Source organism: Streptomyces sp. NPDC057543, assembly GCF_042801895.1.
Classification (GTDB): Bacteria; Actinomycetota; Actinomycetes; order Streptomycetales; family Streptomycetaceae; genus Streptomyces.
Map to the genome: position 1 here is coordinate 1 of NZ_JBHVFF010000556.1, position 1,965 is coordinate 1,965.

A 1,965-nucleotide genomic window follows, 5' to 3' on the forward strand; every position below is an offset into this window, starting at 1 on the left:
ATCGCGCAAGGTGGTCACGAGGACGCGACCGACCGCCTCCAGGGTGAAGAGCAGCGAGCCGTCCGGGTTCGCGCTCAGCTCGGTGAGCAGCCCGCGGTCGATGAAGCGCCGGACGACCGTTGTCAGCGCTTCGTGCGACGCCTGGCCTGCCCGCCAGCGGTCTCGCCTCGAAGCCGATGCCGCGATCGGACAGCAAGGCTTACCACCCGCCATTTGATCTACTGTCACCAAGCTCTCCGCTCCTGCGATCATGAGGACGCATCGGCCCCTGACCAGCTGGAGTACCTCCGTGACAGCACGCCGTCTCGCCCCCATCGCCGCAATCCTCGTCGCGGCCTCTCTCGCCGCGTGCAACCCGAGTGCCGCACAGTCGGGCTCGTCCGATTCGAAGCCGTCGGCACCTGCCACCTCAGCAGGCACCCCTGACGCCTCGGCCGGGGCCAGCCCTTCAGCCGCACCGGGTGCCCCGGCCGGTGGTGGCGGTCTGTCGCTCGCCGAGGCGATCGCGAAGATTCCGGCCGCGGACGAGAACCGCACCGGCTACAAGCGTGACAGCTTTCGCCACTGGATCGACGAGGACGGTGACTCATGTTCCACCCGCAACGAAGTACTCATTGCCGAGGCAGTCAAGGCTCCTGAGCAGGGCGCTCGATGCACCCTGGCCGGCGGAGAGTGGCTCTCGTACTACGACGAAGTCACGGTCACCGACGCCCGGAAGCTGGACATCGACCACATGGTCCCGCTCGCCGAGGCATGGGATAGCGGGGCCTCAGCATGGGACGCGGACCGGCGCATGCGGTACGCGAACGACCTCGGCGCCGAGCGCAGCCTCGTCGCAGTCACGGCCAAGACCAACCGAAGCAAAGCGGACAAGGATCCGTCGGAGTGGATGCCGCCGGCTGAGTCCGCGAAGTGCATCTACCTGGCCGACTGGACCGGCACAAAGCTCCGCTGGAAGCTCACCGCGGACGACAAGGAACGGACTGCCTTGGAAACGCTCGCCAAGGGCTGCACGAACACCGTGAAGTACGAAGTTGCCCCGTAGCCCGACCCAATGTCAGTGGTCGGTGCGGTCCTGCCCGTATGGACGAGTTGATGCGGCGCCGGGTGTACGGCGGCGGACAGCAGCACCATCTGGGCCCGCCGCCAGGTCACCACCGAGCCGGTGCCCCTGCGGATGATCCGCAGCAGACGCTTGCCCTCGTCGTCATCGATCTCGCGGACGCGTACTCGTTCTGCCACCCGGACAGCCTGGCAGGACGGCGCTTGCCAGGACAGGGGGTGACTTCGGTTGGTCAGCCTGCTATCGGGCTCTGCGAGGCCTTCGCTCGCGAGAACCCGTAGCTCCGCTCCACTTTCGCCACATGCAGTGTGTAGCCCTGGTACCACTCTGCTTGCCCACGCTTTTGCGCCGCGCGATGCTCGGCGTTGCTCCGCCACTCCGTGAGGGCGTCGGCGTCGCGGAAGTAACCGACGGTGATGCCCAGCCCGCCAGGGGTCTGCGCGTGGTCCATCCCCAGGAACCCAGGGACGTCCTTCACCAGGTCTTCCATGCGTGCGTTGGTCTCGCCATAGCCGCTCTGGTCCTGAGTTCGTACCGCAGTGAAGACAGCCACGTAGTAGGGGGGTTCATATGCCTCGACGGGCGCGACAGGCGCTTCCGAGTGATCGCTCATGGCGCCACCGTAAGGCGGGATGCGCCCAACGATCCAGCGTCTTTCCTGTAAGGGGATACATGAAGGATCGGGCTCTTGACCGAAGCCGTCTGAGCTCTCCCTCAGATCCGGGAAACGGCCACGAGCCTACCGGCTCACAGAACGGCGCAAGGCACGGGGAACTTCAGGGCGAACGTTGGCTGATGCGGCCTAGGTGTTCTGTCCGGGGAGGTTGTGGACGGGTGATGCAGGTCTCGGCTGAGGGATCTTGAACGGGTGAGGGCCTTCCGGGTTCGGTGTGGATTGCGAC

At 66.2% G+C, this 1,965-nt stretch carries 2 protein-coding genes and 2 pseudogenes; 1 reads left to right on the top strand and 3 read right to left on the bottom strand.

Features of this window, described 5'->3' with window-relative positions:
• Positions 1–213 (bottom strand): annotated as a pseudogene (locus tag ACFU8Q_RS41220) (hypothetical protein); the annotation flags it as partial.
• Between the two features lie 76 nt (positions 214–289).
• Between ACFU8Q_RS41220 and ACFU8Q_RS41225 the strand changes: the two are divergent.
• Positions 290–1,045: an HNH endonuclease family protein gene (locus tag ACFU8Q_RS41225; RefSeq protein WP_384465274.1), complete on the top strand. Its 756-nt coding sequence runs from the start codon at positions 290–292 to the stop codon at positions 1,043–1,045.
• Between the two features lie 59 nt (positions 1,046–1,104).
• On the opposite strand, the pseudogene ACFU8Q_RS41230 reads toward ACFU8Q_RS41225, so the two are convergent.
• Together ACFU8Q_RS41230 and ACFU8Q_RS41235 are read right to left on the bottom strand one after the other, a co-directional pair.
• A pseudogene (locus tag ACFU8Q_RS41230) lies at positions 1,105–1,242 on the bottom strand (IS630 family transposase); the annotation flags it as partial.
• A gap of 53 nt (positions 1,243–1,295) precedes the next feature.
• The gene (locus ACFU8Q_RS41235; RefSeq protein ID WP_384465277.1) at positions 1,296–1,676 is read right to left on the bottom strand and encodes an antibiotic biosynthesis monooxygenase family protein; all 381 of its coding nucleotides are present in this window, start codon (positions 1,674–1,676) and stop codon (positions 1,296–1,298) included.
• Positions 1,677–1,965: the final 289 nt, after the last annotated feature.

Excerpts from the sequence above, each read along its gene's own strand:
- ACFU8Q_RS41235 (WP_384465277.1), bottom strand. The coding sequence starts at position 1,676 with ATGAGCGATCACTCGGAAGCGCCTGTCGCGCCCGTCGAGGCATATGAA.